At 57.6% G+C, this 21,590-nt stretch carries 1 protein-coding gene (cut by both window edges); it reads right to left on the bottom strand.

Positions 1–21,590, bottom strand: part of the annotated coding region (locus tag Q8Q08_00405) for an inositol monophosphatase family protein (GenBank protein ID MDP2652474.1) (this coding region is incomplete at its 3' end). Its footprint runs off both ends of the window (42,990 nt to the left, 78,170 nt to the right); 21,590 of its 142,750 annotated nt are in view.

Raw genomic sequence — 21,590 nt, 5'->3', positions numbered from 1 at the left:
CGGCCACGATGAGCTTGGCCTGTTCCATCGGCGTGCCGGACCGGGTGGAGATGCCGCTTCTCGGGAACAGGTAGCTGATGCGCTCGATGCGGTTGCCGACCTGGGCGGTCACGTGCGGCACGTGGGAAATGTGGTCCTGGCCGTAGCGTCTCATGCCGTCGCGGTACTGCGCCACCAGGACGTTGGACTCGGTGAAGCTCGGCAGGGCGATGGTGTTCAGCCCGAGGATTTCGGAAAGGTGCCTCATCCCGGCGTAAATCCCGGCGTCGTTGACCAGGTCTTTTTCATAACCCTGGGCGTGCATCCAGCTGCCGATCAACAGCAGGTTGCGCAAGCTGTTACCGGCCAGGTTCAGCAGGCCCGGACGGGTGAGGTTGTTGTCGACAATGTTGTAAAGCTCGATGATCTGCGCTTTCACAATGGCGAAGTGCTCTTTGAGTTGGTCGGCTTCGTCCACGGCTTGCCGGGCGGCCGCGTTTTCTTCCGTTGATTCCGCCAACTGAAGCTGTTGCAAGGCCTTCTTTTCCTGCTCTTCCACCATCCACTGCGCCCAAAGGACCCAAGCCCTGGCCTGTTCGGCGTTGTCCTGGCCGATGGCATCTTTCATACTCCGGGCGCGCTCGGTCACCTCGCTAAAGAGCGTGGCGCCCTGGAAGTTGTCCTTCACGCTGAAGCGCTGGTCGGCCATGACCTTGAGCCACTTCGGAGCGCCGGTCAGCATGGCGCGGGCCGCATCGCCCGGAGCCACGAGACGGACACCCCAGAAATAGAGGAACATCCATTTGAGAATTTTGGTCGAACCGCCATCGTCGTCCGGCGACTGCAGGATGGCGATGAGGCCGTTCGGATCCAGCACCAGGTCCTGCGGCAGTTTGCGGATGGCGCGGACAAAGGTGTCCAAAGCCCCGCCGCCGGAGATGATGACCGCTTCGGGCTGGCCTTCCACGATCTGCTTGTGCTGACGTCTCAACACCGTGACCTCGGCCAGCTGGTGCAGGTTGTTGACGATGGATTCGATGGACTCGAGCAGGGCCGGGATATAGGCTTCCGGCGTCCGGCGGGCCTGCTGGATGCGCTGCTGGAAGGCGATCTTGGCCGATTCCGGCAGAGCGGAATTCTGGATCTTCAATTCATAAAGGGCTCCGGCAAAGGCGATCAGCGTCTTCTGGGCCTGGCGGATGAGGATGACCGGCAGGGCGGTGGTGTTGTCCAGTTCCTTGCGGCGGTCCACCATCCAGCGCAGGGAATCCAGAAGGCCGACGGCGTTATACCCGATCTCCGCGGCGGCTTCGATGGCCTGGCGTCTCTTCTCCACATCCAGACCGCGGTTCCAGATGAGGTCGGCCATGGCGCTCAAGCCCACGGTCCTGGGCTCGGTCAGGTCGAACTGCTCTTTGATACCGGCGGCGTCGTTGACGTTCATCATCTGCTCGCGCACGCGGCGTCTCTTGATGGCGTCGCGGGTGTAGGACGCGGCGGTCTGCAGGAACGGCACCGGGTTGGCGGCTTCGGCTTCGGTCATGAGCACCGTCACCGGCTCGGCGCGGCCTTCGGCGCGGCGGACGTCGGCCACGGCGGCCAGGGCGGCTTCGGTGGCGGCGTCGTTGAAATGGCGCAGGATGTAGGCGGTCTGTTCGCGCAGCCAGTAATACCCTTCGGCGCGGGTACGGCTGTTGTGCAGGACTTCGATCAGCGCCTTGCGGATCTTCACGACATTCACCTGCGACGACGTCTGCAGGATGCCGGTCAAAATGTCTTCAAGGGCGTTGAGCATGAACAGGCCGCGCTCGACGTATTCGGCGGCCCTGTTCTCGACGGCTTCCAGCTCCTGCTTGTCGCGGGCCGTGTGCTCGGACTTGCGGTACTTGACGCGGGCTTCTTCAACGCCGAACAGCGGCTGGTCGGCCGCGCGCTTCACGCGCTCGATCAGAGCGTCGATGGCCTGTTCGCTGACAACCAGCCCCAGAAGATTGATGGCCTGGGTGGCCACGCTCACGTCTTCATGATCGATCCGGGTCAGGAGGATGGCCGCCAGCTCGTCTCTGCCGTAGGCCTTGAACTTGTCGGACGCGAAGGCCTGCGGAACGATCACGTTCCTTCTCAAGGCCTCTTCGATGGCCAGAGGATGGTATTTGCGGACCAGGTCATTCATCTGGTCGGCGTTGACCGCCGCTGACCAGCCGTCGGCCTCTTCCACATGGATCAGGGCCGTCAGGAGATGGTCCTGGGTGTTGGTCATGGCCGCGGCTTCCAGCAGGCCCAACACGCGGGCTTCGTAGGTTTCCGGCTGGACCGGCAGGACGGCTTCGGCGTAGGCCTTCAGCTCGGCTTCGAAGGCCTGGCGGGCCGCTTCATTGCCAAGCTGGCCGGCCATGCCGTTGAACTGGCTGTCCAGCGAGAAGCCCAGCATGGCGAGCCGGGTATCGTTCTGGGCCGCGGCTTCGTCAGTGATGCCGCGGACGATGTGGCTGACCAGCTCATGGTAGAAGATTTCAAATTGCTTGCTGATGGATTGTTCGAAATAGAACGGATGGAAGATGACTTCTTTGGCGGCGATGTTCGCGGCGGCCACATACGGCAGGCCTTCCGGAGAGGCGACCAGACGGCCTGCCTGATCGGCAGGCAGGCCGTTGCCGGCCAGAGTCGTCACGATCACCGTGAAGGAAGCAGGGAGCGTAAACACCGGGGGTGCCCGCTGGGCGTTGACCATCCGCTTGATCTGCTCAACCACAACCGCTTCCCAGCCGCCCTGGAACTGCCCTTCGATGACCGCAACATTCACCTGCCCGTTGCTGATCGTCACCTTCGCCTTGACGATGTCCTTCTCGCCGAACTGCCCCACCGCCGCCTGGTGCTTGTCGGCCGGCACCGGGAGCTTGGAATAGGGATACATATCATCCCTCCAGCTGTTTGGATCTTCTTCTTGGGCAGGAGATTCGTTAGACGGCAGGTCATACGAATCTTGACCTTCCTCGCTCCCGTAATTCGCGGCGGAATCATCGTCATCGCTGCTGCTCTCGGAACTCTCGTAGGTGGTGCTTTCATATTCTGTGCTCTCACTGCTCGCAACTGCCAAACGGGCGGCCTTCTCTTCTTCCGTCACCAACGGTTCGCCGATTGTGCCGACCATCAGCTCTTTCCCGGCCTTGCTCATAATGGCATTCTTCATGGCCGCTTCGTCCCCGAAGTAATCTCTGCTGCCGAGGATGATCCGGGTGACCTTCACCGCTGTCGCCGGTTCCTTGTGCAGGTAAACATACACATCGCCCTCAACGATGTGCACGAGCACGTGCTTGTCGTCTTCCCGGACAAACCACCCGCGCAATTCGAGGCCGTATTTTCTGCCGACATGCTTGCGCAGCTCAATCGGATCATTGCGGAACACCTCTTCATAGAGCGTCTGTCTTTCGAGCTGCGAGCCCATCACGATCAACACGGCTTCTTCCCCGTTGACAAAGACGAAAGCCGCTGTCCGGCTGAATTGATGCTGCCGGTAGAACTCATTGAGTCGCTCGATCTTCCGCTCGGCCTGCGCGTCCGCGCCGGTCTGCGGGAAGGTTTCCTCGATCCGGTTGGCGGCCGCGGAGAACTCACCGCCGGATATAGATATTGTCGTTGGCGTCAAAACCTCGCTGCCAATTGTCAGAGGCGATTTCCAGCCCTGCTCAACGCCCGGCAGGAGGCCGATTTCGCATGCGCACGTGACGTTCTCTCTGACTAACACATACACCTGGGCGATCCTGACCCAGGCCCGCTGATCGACATATTGGGATTTGATGACTTTCTTGCCTTCTCTGTCGCGATACCAGAAGATCTCCGGCCGGTTGGAATATCTGAACCCGGCATATAAGAATTGCCCATCCGTGGTCCATTCGATAAAGTTGTTCGTGATCAGTTCCCAGCGGCCGGTTTCCAAGAGCAGGTTGGTCACATTGGACTTCCCGGAGTGCGGCACGCCCAGGATCATGATCCCCTGCGCTGTTTCGCGATTGCGCAGGATGACCCCATGAGCCCGCCACAATTGCTCTTCCCGTTCAGTTCTTCTAATAGTTTCTTCGGCCGTCTCATCGTCAGCTTTGATGGCCTGGAAGGCCATAGCATCCTTGAATCGCCGGGTATCGGCCTGGGCGGCGGCTTCGTCGCTGATGCCCTTGGCAATGTGGCTGATGAGTTCGTGGTAGAAGATCGTGAACTGCTCGGTGCTGGCTCTTTCGAAGAAGTAAGGATGGACGAGGACTTCCTTGGCGGAAATGTTGGCGGCCGCGATGTAAGGCGTGCCTGCCTGGCCGGCAGGCAGGCCTTCCGGGGAGGCGACCAGCTTGCCGGTGCCGGTTTCGGTGGTGACCACAACCGTGAACTCGGCCGGCATGCTGAAGCCCGGAGGAGCTCTCTGGGACCTGGCCAGGCGGGCGGCGAGGTCTTTGATCACATTTCTCCAATTCGCTTCAAACTGACCTTCCACAACCTCAATGCCCACGCTCTCGCCCGTCACCACAACCTTGGCCTTCACGATGATTTTCTCACCGAACGCCCCCACCGCCGCCTGGTGCTTCTCCACCGGAACGGCCGTCTGGCTATACGGATGCGTCATCTGCGCCGCCCGGATGCCCATCCATTCGCGGGCTTGCATGACCATCAGGGCCAGTCTCTGCGGCGTAAAGAGCCGCTGTTTCAATCCGGCGGCGGCCAAATCTCTGGCAATCCGCACAGCCGCCTTCAGCACAAATGCCGTGCCTGTTTCCAATCCACCCACCCGGTTACGATGGAGTTCTTTGGCGATGTCCTTGCTTGCTTTATTGGACACGGACACCGCGCGGTCAAATCCGATTTTCTTGAAGGCGACAAAATCATTGCCGCTCTCTTCGCCGTTATCACCCAGATAAATGATATCCAGCCGGCTCATGTCGACCGGTTGCTTGAGTTCGCGCAGGGCATTCAGGCGATACCCCTCGGTTTCAACCAATTCTCCATGTCTGTTGAATATCGCCAGATTTGCGGCACCGTTGGCGAAGATAAGGACACGGTTACGCAGATGTTTGGGAATGCCATTCTTTGTCAAAATCCTATGAGCTGTGCGGTTGAGGTCATTGCCGGAGATGACCACATACACGCCGCCGATCGAGAGGAAGTCCAGGAGGTCTTTACGGGCGGCGCTGTCCGCGAAGATCGGCTGGGTCTTATTCGGTTTTCCGTAGGTGGTCCCGTCGCCGTCGGCAGTCGCCACCGTCCGTGTGGCGCGTGCATCGATGAGGCCGGGCGTGTAACCCATGAGATCCAGCAAATCGTTGAAGTTGCGGACAAGGTAATGAAGCGCCAGGGCCTTGTCAACGTTACGGACGTTAAACTCGAGCGTGGCTTCGCCGCCTTTCTTAACGATAAAGGTCAAGGCCTGCAGTTCATCCGTAATCAATTTCTTGTATTCATCGCGCAAAGGATCAATGAATCCGCGCAGGGCGACCTGGGTCCCGTTGCCGCGGATCTCGATACGCACATGGTTCTTGAACACCCCACCCTCGGTATGCCCTTTGGTCATCAGGGCTTCATCGGTGAATTCCTCCGGATGGCTTATGGACCGTTTGGCCTCATCCAGAATTTCTTTGCGCTGATCCATATGGTCATAATGACCTGCGGCCAGGGACGGCTTGCCGGCCAGTTCGGAGAGGTATTGACGCATGAACCGGCCGCCGACCTTGGTCAGGGCTTCCACCTCCGCAGGCGAGAAGGCGGTCCCGTGGTCCTGCCACAATCGGCGGGAAGCGCGGAACCGAAGCGTATCGGCCATGGCCTTGTGCTCGTTCTTTTCGTTATGGACAATATGGCTGAAGAGTTCATGATAGAGGATCTCGATACGTTTGGTCTGGTCGATGAGGGCAAAGTAGATCGGATGTATATAAACCGTGCGGGCGGCAATATCGACCGCCGCTGCGTAGAAGGTTTTCCTGCTATGATTATCACGTAAGTGGGAAGGATTGGTCGTCAGGACAATCTTGAATTCACCCAAGCGGTCAATAATTTTCTTGAGATAAGCCGGCGGGGCTCGGACGGCCTTCTGCAGAAGGGCCAAATCCTCGCGGATCAATGCCCATTCTGTGTTGAATTGCGCCTGGCCGCCGGCCAAATGGACGCCTTCCATCCCCCACACGCCTTCGGCATAATCAATCTCGCGTTCCTGATTGCGCTTGGAAGCGAAATACTTCGCCTTGGCCGCGTCATGCTTGCCGACCGCCACAGGAAGCGCGCTGTAGGTGTGCGTCTGGCCCTGGGTATAAACGTCTCTGACGGCTTCGGCGATCTTGTTGATGTCATACAGCACGCGGTAATCCTTGCCGCCCGTTCTCTTCTGGACTTCCAGGAGCGCCAGGGCCTGCTTCACCAGATACATCTTCACATCCGGCCACTTCGCCGTCACTTCGGCCACGTCCTCGGCATGATAGATCATCGCCCCGCGGTTCTTCTTGGCGCTCACTGAGCTTGCACTCATATCGTCTCTGATCTCGGCATGCACGACCGGGTGCAATGTCGCCAAGAATTTCGCCGGATTGCTCGAGCGGGCGGCCATGGCTTCATCTGTCTCAAACTCAGCGGCCATTACATAATCAAACGCGCGGTCCAAACTCATGCCCACGGCCTCTGTCAGCGCTTCCAGCAGTTCGACCGGCTTATAGTTCACGGTCTCGTTGTCATACGTGCCGTTCATCAGCATGATGACCTTGACGCCCTTGCTCTTGGCTCTGTGCAGGGCCGAGGCGAGGCCGTCCACCATGAAGTGAGGCAGGATGGACGTGTAGAAGCTGCCCGGCCCGATGATGATGATGTCGCCCTTCTTCGCGCTCAGGATCTCTTCCAGCACCTTTTCGTTCGGCAGCTGACGGACCGGCATCGCAGGCACCTGGCCGTTCAGCCCGAGGCCTCTTTCGAGGAACCCGGCTTCTTCGATCTTCGAGAAGTTGATGGTCTCGGTGATGTTGGTCTGCATATTCACGAGCTTGGAGCGCAGATACATCTGCAGGGACACGTCGCCGGATTCGATCTCGAACAGCGGACGGATGTCTTCAACGCCGCCCTTGCCTTCAAACACCTTGGCGCGGCCCGTGCCGTCCGCGGCGAGCGCGATCTCGTTGGTGATGCTGGGCTTGCCTTCAAAACTTTCGATCTTCGCCAGCTGGATGTTGTTGATATCCGCGTCCATGATCCTGTAGAGACCGCCGTTGATGACCAGATGGATGCTGTTGCCGTAGAGAATGGCGGCTGTCGGCGTCATCTCCTGCGGATACGTTTCATCCAGGAGATCCATGCTCACCGGAACGTATTCCTCGACCATGAGCTTTCTGTCAAGCTCGGGAACTTCGACGCGCAGCCAATTCACGTCGTTCTTCCGGGCGATCCCCAGCACGACGGCGCGGATGGAATGATCCGGCAAGCTCTTGGCCATGACCTTGGCAACATCGTTTTCTGTCTTGATGCCGAACTTCGCCAGGGCCTTCTTGACCTTCTTGTAATCGGCATCGGTGATGCGGGACAGGATGTTGACCAGTTCCTGCCGGCGTTCCGGCTCGAGGTCGGCGGCCTCGGCCACGTTCTTCAGGAGCACGTCTCTGACCGCGGTCTTGCTGACCGTTCTGTAGAGCAGGGTGTAATCGCGGTATCTGACGTATTCAGTCTTCGGATCGAAGCTGGAAACGGTGACATACATCTCGTTCACGCCGGCCGCTTTGGCCATGGCCTTGGCCGCCTTCTCGTAGGCCAGCTGTTCTTCGGAGGTGTCGACCGCGGACTTGTTGACCTTGGCCGGCGCCGGTTCGCGGAGCAAGCCGAACTCTCTCAAGAACCCGAGCAGGTAGAGGTTGCGGATGCTCGCCCCGGCGACCGGCAGTTCGGCGAACTTCTGCTCGGCGGCCCGGGCGTGGTTCATGGCGCGGATCTGCTCGTTCAATTCATCCACGTGCCGGACGGCCTCGAGCAGCATTCTCACGAAGTAGAAGAAGTCGGTCTCGACCGCCGGAACGTTTTCGAGGTCTTCGAGGGTCTTCTTCACGAAGCTGAACACGCCTTCGACAAAGCTGGCCGGAACTTCGTCGGACGAGAGGCGGCCGCTGTCGCCCATGATGTGCTCGCGCTTGTCTGAGCTCATGCGGCCCTGCAGGGTGTTGATCTGGTCGCCCGGAGGAGGAATGATGCCGAACCCGGCCTCATTGAGGATCTTCACGATGGTGTAGCTGCTGCCGCCGTCGTCCACGTTGCTGACCACGCCGACCATGTCCACGTCCTTCAGGCCCGGGATCATACTGAAGACCTTGCCCCAGAGCGTGCCGGTGGCCGTGCCGCCGGAGATCAGGACCGCCTTCTTGCGGTCTTCGTTCTTTCTGTCTTTGGCGAAGCGCTCGCTGTATCTCAAGAGATCGGTGATGCCGCGGCTTCTGACCTGGCGGCTCATCTGGTCGATCAGAGCGGCGGTCAGGGCTTCGAGCTGGGCCTTGGCGCCCTGGTCGACTTTGGCGAACTTGACCAGGGTATTGCGGGTGGAGGCGACCTCGGCCGCGAACTTCGGCATGGTCGTCAGGGTTTCAAGAATGCCTGTGTGCTGTTCGAACAGGGTGATGATGACAAAGGCCTTGGTGTCGGCCTGGGCCAGATCTTCATCGCGGATGCCGCGGGTGATGTGGCTGACAAGTTCGTGATAGATGATGCGGAACTGATCTTTTCTGTTCTGTTCGAAGAAGAACGGATGAAGGATGACGCGCTTGTTCTCGATGTCGGCGGCGGCGACATACGGCAGGCCTGCCGGCGTCCGAACGAGGTCATTGGCGGAGATCTTGGTGGTGATCTCGACCGTGAATTCGGATGTCAGCGTGAAGCGCGGAGGAGCTCTCTGGGCCTGCACGAGTCTGCGGAGCTTGCGGATCAGCGTTTCTCTCCAGGCGTCCTCGAGCTGGCCGGAGACCAGAACCAGGTTGACTTCGTCGTTGGTGATGGTGACCTTGACCCTGGCGATCACGTCTTCCTGGCCGGCGGTGTAGGCGATCTTGGCGGCCTGGTGCTTGTCGGCCGGCACCGGCAGGTTCGAATACGGCATGGTGGACGGCGTGACCGGCGGCACCGGCATGACCGGAGCCGGGGTGACGCCGGCCGGGACCACCGGGGTGACCGCCGGAACGTTGACGCCGGGCTTGATCTTTAAGATCGCGCGGTATTTCTGGCTCAATTCTTCTCTGATGGTGCCTAACTTCTCGTCCTTGTCCATGACCTTGATTTCCTTCATCATCTTGCGGACCAGCTTGATGCGCTTGACCTTGTTATCCGGACTGAACACGTTGTTGACAAAATCCTTGGCGTCCTTGAAGCCGGCCTGTTTCACGAACTTGTCGAGCTCATCGCCCAACTCTTTCTTCACGGCGTCTTTGTCCTTGTCCTTGAGCGACAGGAGGCGGAAGATGACCGGAACGGCGGTCTCGCGCTCGGTGATCACGATCTTGATCGCCGCCAATTGCTTCTCGAGGATCTTGATTCTGGCATTCAGGGCGGCCTCTCTCCTCGCCAGCTCTGTGGTTGTCAAAGACTTGTCCACCGGCAACATAAACAATTTGTCCTGGGCCGCAAGCAGTTCGCGCTCAAACGCAACCTTTTGCCTGCCCTTGGCCTCGACTTCTTCGGCCATGTCTTTCAGGGTCTTCTCGACACCGCGTGACCAGACCAGGTTCTGGGCCGGGACGGTCATCACGCGGCCGGTCAAAGGATCTTTCTGCTTGACGTCGAATTTGCCCTTGCCGAGGATGATGCCGGCCGGTGAGGAAGCCACGATCATGGCCTTGGCGTCCTTGCTGAACCCGGTCAGGCCAGCGATCGTGGCGCCCTTGCTCATGAGGATATGGAGCCGGTTCAAGCCCTCGACCTGGGTGGACTCGGCGTTGGCCTGGCCCTTGGTGAGGACCAACACGTCATTCTGCTCGAGGACATTCCTCAACTGCTTCGAGAGGTGCGCCAGATCAATGCCCTGCAAGCCAGGCCCCTGGGTGATGACCTTAAAGCGTTTGGTCGGCTCTGCGGCGTTATCGCCTTCGACATATTCAACCTGTTCGTTCAAGAACACGCGGTCGGCTGCGGACTTGGCATCGCGGACGAAGATGCCGCTGCTGGCTTTGTCGGCCAGGACGTTTCTGACATCCTGCACCGAGAAGTCGTTGCTGACATTGATGTTCTTCACGACCGCGTAGATCGTGAGGTTCGGATTTTCTTCGAGCATCCTCTGGATGAACAGGAGGTCGAATTCGCCTTCGAAGTTGTTGTCGAAGATGTAAGCAATCGTCCTCTTCTCCCGGGAATACACATATTCCTCGAGGAAGAGCCGCACATCTTCGTCGTCATGCTCGGTGGCCAGGGCTTCGAGCGACTTCTTGTAGATGTATTTATTGAAGAACTCATCGAGTTTGCCCTGTTCCTTATAATGGAGGAACTCGGCCTTGATGTCCGGATTGTTGATATCCATGACACCGCCCACGATCACGAGCTTGCCCAGGTATTCGAGGGAGTAACGCCGGGCCGCTCTCTCTTCGTCTTCGGCGAGTTTCTTGATGGCCTTCATCGCGTTCTTGTGGGCGAACTCGTTGTTGTATTCGTGCGGATGGAAGAGTTCATCTTCTTTGACCGTAAAGATATCCAACAATTCAGCTCTCTTGGCATTTTCTTGCGCTGCCTTATCCTTACCCTTCTCCTCCTTAATTAATTTCTTATACATTAATGTCCGGACATCCTCTGTCGTAAGCTCCTTAGCCCTGGCCTGGATGGCGGCTTCCTGCGCCTTTCTGGCAATGCTCATATACTGGACATTGCCCAGGCGGTCTCTCAAATAACGTTTTTCGCTCGCCGGCACCCAGCGCAGGGCGGCGTAAACATATTCTTTGACCTTGTCTTCGTAGAGTTCCACGAAGTCTTTGATATAGGTCTTGATCTTCTCTTCGTTAACAGCCATGAAGGTTTCCAGATCTTCTTCCGTCACCAACCCGAGTTTATTGGCCTGGGCCGTGAGGATCTTGCGGATGCGGATTTCAGCCGTGTATTCCAACTCCGTTTCAACGGCCTCGAGGGCGGTGTTCTCATAATTGAGGTAGAAGTTCTGGTCGCGCTGTTCGCCATGGGAAGCCAGGCCGGCGAAATACTTTTTCACATCAATGCCCTTGAGGGCGAGCTCTCCAAGTTTGTAACCCAGGAGATGGGCCACCAATTTCTCCTCTTTCTTCTCTCTCGTGTCATCAACGTCAAAGATGCGATGGCCGGCGAACAGCTCCAGCATCGCCTCGGTGTTGACCTCGCCCATCACCGGCGCGACAATATCCATCCTCTGCTTCACAAGCTTCTTGTCGGCATCGGACAGGGACTCAAGGATCAGGCCCATCTTCGTGGGCACGCCGAAGAGCGCGACAGCCAGGGACGTGTAACGGCCGGGCTCATAAGCGCGGCCGAGCAATTCCTGGGCGATGGCCACGGCCTTTTCTTCGGACGCGGCGCTCAACTTCGCCATCAGTCTCTGCTCTTCCTGCATAATGGTCTCAATCACGGCGCCCGGCTCAATTCTGCGGCCTTCCGGAGCAACGGTATTTTTCAGGACCGCGTTCATGATCACCGTGCGGCCGCCTTCAACCCTCATCTCCGTGCCGGCGCCCGGGAACACGATCGAGTTCTCGACCGTGCTGTTGATGACCGAGGTGAAGCTGTCGACCAGCTTCTGGTTGTAGATCGGCAGCAACAGGACCTTCTGCTCGCTGATCAAACGGTGATCGACAAAGATGCTGTCCTTGACCTTGCTTTCCAGCACGCCCCAGCCGTGGCCGATATAGCTCACCACGACTTCAGCATTGCGCAGGTAAACGTAGAACCCGACCTTGGAATCGAGATCGATCCACAAGCTCTCGAAGATCCTGGCGGAATCCGGTTCCTTGGACCCGCCCTGGACCTCGTTCTTGAAGACCTCAACCAGCTTCTTCAGGTTCTTTTCATCCAGCTTCACGCCCGCAGGCAGGTAGATGCGAATATTGAGCGGGTTGGTCATGATGCCGCCCTTCTTCACGTTCTCGTCAAAGGCCTTGATGACTTTTTCTCTGCTCTCGTAAATGTCCTTGAATTTGACCTCTTTGCCGCGCTTGGTCGTGTAGCCTTCGCTGGCAATGTAGCCGGCAACACCCTTCAAATCTTCGATGGTCTCAACGCGGGTGTTCGCCAGGGTGAGGCGGAGCTCTTCATACATCTCTTCGCTCACTTCGCGGCCCGCGGCGTCGACCACGCGGCCTTCCGGCGAAACCATCAAGGTTTCGACCGCGCCGTTTTCAAGCAGACGCTTGATGACGCCTTCGTCCTTGAGCCAGATGAAGTTTTTATCGAGGTTGACTACCACAAAGCCCCTGACCTCGTTGAGGCCGAACTTGCGGATGAACTCTTCGGTCAAACTCTTGCCTTCGGTCGTGGCGACCTGCAGGGACAGGGATTCGGCATGTCTGGCCACGCCGGCTCTCTCGAACTTGCGGCCCCAATCCTCCTGGAACTTGCCGAAGAGCTTGGCCGCGTCAGCCATGTTCTTGGTCCCGGAAGACGCCCAGCCCGTGGACTTGTAGCCCGGATACGAAACATCGATCGCCGCCACCGGATACAGGCCGTAGAACGACTGGCGGACCTTGACCGGCAGACTGCGGAAGGTGCGGCGGATGGCCCGGATCGTATCCCAGGCGAGGAACTCGGAGGTCATGTTGCCGGCGTCAACACCGACATACTCGTCGTAAACGGCCTGCTCCCGGAGGAACGGATACACCTTGCTCGAGAAGATGCCCTTGTTGGCGTTGATGGGCATATAGGCCTCGTGGCCCTTCTTCTCGGCCGCTTCCTTCTTCTTCTTGAACTCTCTCAACAATCTCTCCTGCTCGTAGGTGAGCAGGTCCCAATCCTTGAGACCCTTGTCATCCACGCCTTCGAGCCCAAGCTCCTTGATCGCGAACTTGTTGATCTCCTTAAGGATCTCCTGGATCTGGGCGACTTCTTTCTTGAACGCTTCCTTGTCGATCTCCTTTTTCTCCAGCATTTTGTGCAGGTCCTTGCCCTTATACTGCAGCAGCCAGGCCTTGGCCTTGGTCACGTCACCGGGCACTTCCTTGCCCCTCTCGGCCGCGATCCGCTCGAGCTCGGCGATCCGTCTCAAGGCCTCGCCGCGGCGCAGGGAGTCGCGGCTGACCGACGTTCTCTTGTGGATGTCGGTGATGTTCATCAGGCGGCCCATGGAATCGAAGATGAAGTTGCCCTTGTTGGCGATGGTCGTGTCCTGTCTGGAGGACGCGGACACAAGCTGGTTCTTGTAGGCGTTGTGGAACAACTGCTCAAGATAGGTGACCAGTGCGGAATGGATCATGGTCTCCAGGGCCAGCGGCGAGTGTTCGCCGAAGTGGACCTGGAAGGCGACCACTTTGTCCAGCTCGCCCTTGGCGAACACTTCGTCAAAGGCATACTTCTGCTGGCTGCCATGGCCGCCCAACCCGCCTTCGCCCTTTTGGCTGCTCATGCCTTCAGGAGGAACCACGTTCTTTTTCTTGTCCATGTCGGCATATTTTGCATCATCAACAGCGCCTTTGATCTTCTTGACCTCGGCATACATCTCGGCTTCGTTCTTGAGGAACAGGCCGATGAATCTCATGCCCAGCGGCAGAACCGGCTTGGCGCCGACGCTGGTGAATTTGACGGCCTGCCAGACCAGGTGCATGTTGGTGGCGCCGTAGATGGACTCGAGGGCCTTGTGGACCAGGAACATCGGGCTGTAACGGGTGGCCTCGCCGGAACCGATGATGATGTTGACCAGGCCTAAGAATCTCCTGGCTTCCTCTTCACTGATGTCCTCGACTTTCTTGCCGCGGTATTCGCGGTTCAAGCGGATGACCGCGCCGGTTACGGCCTTCAGGGTCAGGACTCTGGCCTCTTTCTTGAGCTTCTCGACAACCACCGGCAATTCCAACAGGCGGTTGATTCCTGCAATGGCCTTCTGGATTTCTTCGGCCTTTTTGATATGCTCGGCCAGGTCGTTCTTCCTGGCTCTGTCGGCAGTCTCCTCTTCCTCTCTGTTCTTGGTGTTCAGTTTATTGACCAGCTGGTTGATGGCCTTGATGGCTTCGGTCAACACGTCCGGAACCTTGTGATGCTCGCCTTCCTGGACCAGGGCCAACCCGGCCTTGATCTGGGCATTCAAATGACGCAGGGCCTTGATCAAGCTCTTGGCCTCCGCAGCCATGTCCTTATTGCCCTTGACCATCTTCCCGATCGCCTTCATATCCTCCAATTTTTCGCGGGCCTGGTCGGCGATACGGATGGCCAATATCTCGAGCTGTTTGGCCTTAACTTCCTGCTCGATGACCTTTTCATCAGCGCCGGACTGTTTCAGGGCGGCGATCTTTTCCTTGACCGCGTTGATCTTGTCAAAGAGATTGAGCAGGTTGTCCAATTTCTTGGTCAATTTCTTAAAGTCTTTTCCCTTCTTCTCGGCGATCCCAAATTTCTTCTTGAGGTCCTCGTCCGCCGGAGCGGCTTCCGCCTTGACCTTGGCTTCGGCCGTCTTGCCGGCCAGATACGCGGCCATCAGTTTCCCAACCTCCTGAATGGCATTGAGCAACGCCTTTTGCTCTGAGGCTTCAAAATTCTTTTCCAAAGAAGCGTTGAACAAAGCGAGCGCCGCTTTATACTTGCTCTTCAATTCATCGCCGATCTCTTTCTTGGCCTCTTCAACGGCTCTCAAGATATCCGCGGCCGCTTCCTTGGTGCCGTTGGCAACTTCACCGCCCAGTTCAAGCTCTTCGTTCAGATACCTTCTCTGGCCTTCGAGGATGTCCTTGCCGTCCCAGAATTTGGCTTCCATGCGCTTGCGGAGATCGACCATAATCGCCTCTTCGAGCTTGCTCACCAGGGCCTGGCCTTCGAGGCCGTCGAAGGCGCTGGCCGGCAGACCGGTCATCTCGATCACGGCGCGCTTGACGTCGGCGATGACGTCTTCCCTGGTCTTGTTCAGGTCCAGAGCATACATCGTCACGATCTCCCGCAGGCCCTTGATATTCCGGGCGATCTTGTTGAACTTCTTCTGGCGGGCCAGGGACTTGCGGGCTTCCAGAATCTCGCTCTTGATGGCCGCCGCGGCATCATTCTTGACCTCGAACTTGCCCTGGTTGTCGCCGCTCGTGATCTCCTGCAGGTAGACCGGAACGATCTCGCCGCGAATTTTGGCCTTGGTTTCCTTGTCATCGACCTGTTCCAAAAGTTTGTTCACATCCAGGACTTCGTCTTCAAACGTCTCTTCCATGCGCTTGGACAACGGCTCGCCGAGCTCGATCATGTTGCGGATGGCGGTCTTGGCATACTCGAACATCAGGGCTCTGGCGACCTTGACGCTGCCTTCTTCGATGGCGGTATTGACGTCCATGCTGTAGGAAGCTTCCTCGCGGTGATTGAACAACTGATGCAGGATCACGGCGATCTGCGGGCTGTCCAAGTTCTCCATCAAGAACAGGGACAGGCGGATCCGGAACGTGCCTGCCGCGGTCTTTTCGATCCTCGCCAGCTGTTTGTTGCCCTTGCTGGAGAGGCGATAGTCGTAAACAATGCGGTGCTCTTCTTCGGCTTTCTTCAGGTTGATGGCTGCGTAGGAATCAACCTTCTTGAGGGCGGCGATGGTCTTCTCGAACACCTCATAGAGGACCGTGTCATGGGCCAGCAGAGGCGCGGTATGCTCATCCGGCATCGGGCTGATCTGCACAGCGCCCTGGCGGACGGCGCGCCACCAGACTAAGTTGCGGCGCGGCAGGTTCATCATGCGGCCGGTCAGCGGATCGGCCTGCTTGGTGTCGAAGGCGCCCTTGCCCAGCACAACGCCCTTGGGCAGGTAAGCCACCACCATGGCCTTAGCGTCCTTGCTGAACCCGGTCAGGCCGGCGATGGTGGCGCCCTTGCTGATGAGGATGTGGAGGCGGCGCAGGCTGCTCACCTGGCTGACCTCGGCGTTGGCCTGGCCCTTGGTCACGAGGATGGTGTTGTCGTCCTCGAGCACGGCCTTGACCTGTTTGGAGATATGGGCCAGGTCCATGCCCTGCAGGCCCGGACCCTGGGTGAGGACCTTGAAGCGCTTGTCGGCCGCGCCCTGGATGTTCTCGCCCGTGATCTCTTCCATCATGCCCTTAAGCCCGGCAAACACCTTCCGGCCGATCGTGTCGTTGAGGACGTCCCGGATATCCTGGACTGAGAAGTCGTTGCTGACGTTGAGCTTCTTCGGCAGAGCGTAAACGGTCAGGTTCGGGTTTTTCTCCAGGATGCTCTGGAGGAAGTAGAGGTCGAACACGCCTTCGAAGTTATTGTCGAAGATGTAAACGATGGTCTTCTTCCGGCCGCTCTTGTCGTAAACGAATTCCTGCAAGAAATTGTTGAGGTCGAGTTCGTCATCGGCCGTGGCCAGGTTCTCTTTGGATTTCTTGAAAATGTATTTCTTGAAGAAGTCTGCGAGCTGGCCGGCCGCCTTGTAGCTCAAGAACTCTTCCTTAATATCCGGATTGTTGACGTCCAGGATGCCGCCGACAATGACGAGCTTGGCCTGGTCTTCGAGGGAAATTTCCTTGCCGGTCTTGGCCGCATCTTCCACAAGTTTCTCAACGGCCTTCAGCGCGCCCTCTTTGTTGGCGAAATCATTGTTATACAGGTGCGGGTGGAAGAGTTCGTCGTCTTTAACTCTATAGGGGCTGTCTTCGGGTTCTGTCAGGGCCACGTCATGGATCGCCGCGGACTGGGCCATGCGGGCGATGCTCAAATACTGGACGTTGCCCAGGCGATGGGCCACCGGCTTGACGCTGAAGTGGTCGCCGTTGGCCATGGCCTTGCCGTAAATGAGCGGCGCCCAGGCGAGCGCGGAGGCCACATATTCATAGACCGTGCCGATGTATTTGCCGACGAAGTCTTCGATATACGGCTGAACTTCATGCTCATGCTCGAACTCATAATTCTCGAGATACTGCTCCTGGGTGAGGCCCTGGGCGCTCAAGTAATCCTCGGCCGTCTGTTTGGCATTGGCGGCGCTCTCGGCCAGTTCCTTCATGGCTTTCTCGAGCATGGCGCGGCGGACGCGGGACTCGGCGAAGTAGGTCAATTCGACGCGGACCGTGGCCAGGGTGTTATTGAGATAGTTCGTCTGGAACTGCTTGTTCTGTTCGCCGAAGGATGCGAGCCCGGCAAAGTAGGAAATCCACAGGTCGTCGAGGGACTCATCCGTGGGTTCATAGCCCAGGAGATACCCTAACAGTTTCTGTTCATCCTCCTGCTCGCCGCTCAACTTCAACTGCTTGCGCAAGGTTTCAGACTTGATGGCGATGTTGCGGAAGTCGTCGAACGCCGTCTTGCGCTGGAAGCGCTGCTTGATGAGCTGACCGGCGGTGAGGACATGGAAGTAGGTGCCGAAGGCCTTTTCGATGACGGCCTTGCGGGCCATGACCTCGCCGCGGGCCTTGCTGTCGACCTTGCTCAACAGCCCTTCATACTGCGGCAGGGCCGCGATGGCCACGGCCACCGAGGTGAAGCGGCCCTTGTCTTCTTCGTTCATGAGGATCTTGGCGATGATGTCTTCGGCTTCTTCCCGGCTGGCCATGTATAACGTCTCGATCAATTTGCGTTCCACGTCCATGAGGCCTGTGATGCGGGCGCCCGGCTGGACCTTGCGGCCTTCGGGAACGATGGTGTTTCTCAAAATCGCGTTCACGATGGCGGTGCGGCCGCCTTCGATCCTCATTTCGATGCCGGCTCCGGGGAAGATGAGCGAATTCTCGGCCGTGGTGTTGATAAGCGACGTGAAGGTGTCGGTGAACTTCTGGTTGAAGATCGGCAACAGGAGGTATTTCTTCTCGCTGATCAAGCGGTGGTCGACCAGCATGGTGTTGTTAAGTTTGCTTCTCACCAGGCCCCAGCCGCGGCCGACATAGCTGACCACGATCTCGGCGTCGCGCAGATAGACGTAGAAGCCGACTCTGGACTCGAGGTCGATCCAGAGATTCTCAAAGACCCTGGCGCCGTCCGGCCCCTTGTTGCCGCGCTCGCCTTCATGCGTGAAGGTGTCGATCAGCTTCTTCAGGGTCTGCTCATCCAGCTTGACGCCTTCGGGCAGGTAGATGCGCATGTTCAGAGGATTGCTCAAAATGCCGCCCTTCTTGATTTCCTCAAGCGTCTTCTTGATCTTTTCAGGGCTTTCGTAAACATTTTTGAATCTGACCACCTTGCCGCGTTTGGAATGACCTGCCTTAAAGTACTCTTCGATGCTCTTGGCCGTTGTCTCGACCTCAACGCGGGTCTTGTCGCGGCCCAGGTTGAAGGATTCGTATTCGGCTTCGGAGATCTCCTCGCTACCCTTAAGGACTTTACCTTCGGCGGTGACGGCCAATTCTTCGAGCGTCTTGTCCGCCAATGCGCGGATGATTCTGTTTTCGTCCTTCAGCCAGATGAACTCTTTATCCAGATTAACAACCACGAACCCTTTGAGCACAAAATCTTTACGCTCGGCAAGTTTGAATTTATTGATGAACTCTTCGTTCAAGGTCTTGCCTGTGGTGGTCGTGACCTGCAGGGACAATGTTTCTTTATGCGTCTTGACCCCGGCGGCCTCGAACTTGCGGCCCCAGTCCTTCTGGAATTCGCCGAAGAGCTTGGCCGCGTTGCCCACGTCCTTGGTCCCGGAGGACGCCCAGCCGGTGGACTTGTAGCCGGTGTAAGAAACGTCGATGGCCGCCACCGGATACAGGCCGTAGAAGGCCTGGCGCAGCCGGACCGGCAGACTGCGGAAGGTGTTATGGATGGCGCGGATGGTGTCCCAGGCCAGGAACTCGGAGTTCGTGTTGCTGGCATCGAATCCGACATATTCCTCGTAGTTTTTCTCGTCCCTGATGAACGGATACACCTTGCTGGAGAAGATGCCCTTGTTGGCGTTGATGGGCATGTAGGCCTCTTTGCCTTTCGCTGCCAACTCATCCTTCTTCTGCTTGAACTCTCTCAACAATCTTTCCTGCTCATAGGTGATGAGGTCCCATTCCTTCTCAACGGCCTTCTTGTCAACGTCACCCAGGCCCAGCGCCTTCATGGCGAACTTGTTGATTTCCTTAAGGTGCTCCTGGATTTCCTTGATCTCTGTCTCAATCTCTTTCTTCAGGGCAGGCCGCTGGTCCTTCGGCGTATCCTGGAACATTCTGTGGAGGTCCTTGCCGCGGTACTTCATCAACAGCGCCTTGGCCTTACCCAAGTCCGCATATTCAAGTTTACTTTCGCCTTCTCTGCTGATGCGTTCAAGTTCGGCGATCCTGCGCAAGGCCTCGCCGCGGCGCAGGGAGTCGCGGCTGACCGACGTTCTCTTGTGGATGTCGGTGATGTTCAACAGGCGGCCCATGGAATCAAAGATGAAGTTGCCCTTGTTGGCGATGGTCGTGTCCTGTCTGGAAGACGCCGACACCAGTTGGTCCTTGTAGGCGTTGTGGAACAACTGCTCGAGGTAAGTGACCATGGCGGAATGGATCATGGTCTCCAGGGCCAACGGCGCGTGCTCACCGAAGTGGACCTGGAAGGCCGCCACCTTGTCGAGTTCACCCATGTCGTAGACTTCATCGAATGCGTACTTCTGCTGGCTGCCGTGGCCGCCCAGCCCGCCTTCGCCCTTCTTGCTCACCAGGCCTTCGGCCGGAACGACGTTCTGCTTCTTGTCCGCGTCAATGTATTCCTCATCTTCAACCGCGCCTTCGATCTTGTTCACTTCGTCATACATCTGCGGATTCTTAAGGAAGAGACCGATGAACCTCATGTTGACCGGCAGAACCGGCTGGGCGCCGACGCTCATCGGACTGACGGCCTGCCAAACCACGTGCATGCTGGTGGCGCCGTAGATGGATTCCATGGCCTTGTGGACGAGGAACGCCGGGCTGTAACGGGTGGCCTCGCCGGAACCGATGATGATGTTGACCAGGCCGATGAACGGCTTGGCCTGTTCCTTGGTCATGTTCGCGACCTTCTTGCCGCGGTATTCGCGGTTGAGCCGGATGGCCGCGCCGGTCACGGCCTTGAGGGTGAGGACCCTGGCTTCTTCTTTAAGTTTCTTGACAGCTTCGGGCAGGTCTAACAAGCGCTTGAGCTCGGCCAGGGCCTTCTGGGTCTCTTCGGCCTTCTTCAATTCTTCCTTCAATTTATTCTTGGCTGCTCTGTCCTTCTCGGCCTTGATCTTCTTGTTCAGGTCGTTCACAGCGTTCAGATTCTTGATAATCAAGTCTTTTAACTGGTCTTCCGTCACGTCGCCTGTGATGGCGATCTTCTTGTCGCTCACAATGTGCGCCATACGGAGCTTCAGAATCTCCGCCTGTTTGGCCTGAATGGCATCCTCTGAAGCGCCCGTCGTTTTCAGGTTGCTGATTTCGACCTTAAGTTCCTTGATCTTGTTCGCCAACTTCACTTGCTCGGCCAGCTTCTTGGCTTGTTTATCCAAATCTTTTGCCTTCTTCTCTGCGCTTTCGAGCTTTTTCTTGAGGTCTTCATCGGTCGGGTTCGCGTCCAACGCGGCTTTCGCGGCAACTTTCTTGGCATTCAAGGCATCGATGAACAGCGCAAGCATCTCTTTCACGGCATCCGCCAGCTCCTGCTCTTCAGCGTCTGTCAGATTCTGTTTCAGCGAAAGCTTGAACAGTTCAAGGGCTCTTTCATACTTGGTCTTCATATCACCAGCGATTTCGCTCTTGGCTTCTTCCAGCGTCCGCAAGGCGTCTGCCTGCAGTTCTTTAACGTTGGTGGCAACACCGCCGCCCAGCTCAAGCTCTTCGGTCAGGTATCTCCTCTGTCCTTCGAGGATGTCCTTGCCGTCCCAGAATCTCGTTTCCATGCCCTTGCGAAGTTCACCCATAATGATGTCTTCCAGCTTCTTCACCAGGGCGTCGCCGTCCAGTCCGATAAACTCGTATTCCGGCATCCCTGTCAACTCAATAACGGCGCGCTTGATGTCTTCGATGACCTCGGCCTCTTTCTTGTTCAGGTCGAGGGCATACATTGCGATGATATCCTTGAGGCCCTTCATGTCACCCGCGATGGCCCGGAACTTCTTCTGGCGTTCCACCAGCGCCATGGCTTCGGCCAGTTCGATCTTAATGATGCCGGAGAGGTCGCTCTTGAGCGCGTATTTGACGTTGCCTTCGCCGGCCGCCACCTTTTCGAAATAGAGTCCGACCAGTTCTCTTTCGATCTTTCCTCTCACATCCTCATCACCGATCTGCTCCAGGATTTTTTCAACAGCCAGCTGATTGATCGCCTCTTCCATCTTCTTGGTGACCTTCATGCGGGCGTTGATGGCGTTGCGCAAGGAGGTTTTGACAAACGCGGTGATCAGGCCGCGGGCGACCGTCAAGGTGCTATTGCCGACCAGTGTCGTGTCGGCCTTGAACTCATACTTCCCTGCTGTTTCTTTATACTGGCTGTAGAGCTGATGCAGGATCACGGCGACCTGCGGGCTGTCCAGGTTCTCCATGAGGAATCTGGAGATGCGGATGCGGAAGCCAGCTTCCATCTGCTCGATGTAGGCG

This window comes from Candidatus Omnitrophota bacterium (genome assembly GCA_030688425.1).
In the GTDB taxonomy this organism is placed as follows: domain Bacteria; phylum Omnitrophota; class Gorgyraeia; order Zapsychrales; family JANLHA01; genus JAUYIB01.
The sequence above is the reverse complement of the archived record's forward strand: the minus strand, read 5'-3'. Positions and strand labels throughout refer to the sequence as shown.